Source organism: Paraclostridium dentum (assembly GCF_012922555.1).
In the GTDB taxonomy this organism is placed as follows: Bacteria; Bacillota; Clostridia; order Peptostreptococcales; family Peptostreptococcaceae; genus Paraclostridium; species Paraclostridium dentum.
The window spans coordinates 1-342 of sequence record NZ_WIPK01000175.1; the positions used below are offsets into that span (position 1 = coordinate 1).

Annotated in this window: 3 tRNA genes; all 3 read left to right on the forward strand. The window is 49.1% G+C overall.

What is annotated here, in order from left to right:
• The first annotated feature begins 91 nt into the window (after positions 1 to 91).
• Positions 92 to 165 (forward strand) — tRNA-Cys (locus tag GFJ41_RS18260).
• Between the two features lie 10 nt (positions 166 to 175).
• A tRNA-Arg gene (locus tag GFJ41_RS18265) sits at positions 176 to 252 on the forward strand.
• A 13-nt stretch (positions 253 to 265) separates the two neighbouring features.
• Positions 266 to 341: transfer RNA gene (locus tag GFJ41_RS18270), tRNA-Val, on the forward strand.
• The last annotated feature ends 1 nt before the right edge of the window (position 342 follow it).

The window sequence follows — 342 nt, forward strand, 5'->3', positions numbered from 1 at the left end:
TTAGCTCAGTCGGTAGAGCACCTGACTTTTAATCAGGGTGTCCCGCGTTCGAGTCGCGGATGGATCACCATTTTTTTATATATTGAAAAATGGCGACATAGCCAAGTGGTAAGGCAGTGGACTGCAACTCCTTGATCCCCAGTTCGAATCTGGGTGTCGCCTCCAATATAATAATGCGCCTATAGCTCAACTGGATAGAGTGTCTGACTACGAATCAGAAGGTTAGGGGTTCGAGTCCCTTTGGGCGCACCATAAATAAATATCCGGGATTATAGCTCAGCTGGGAGAGCACCTGCCTTACAAGCAGGGGGTCACAGGTTCGAGCCCTGTTAATCCCACCAG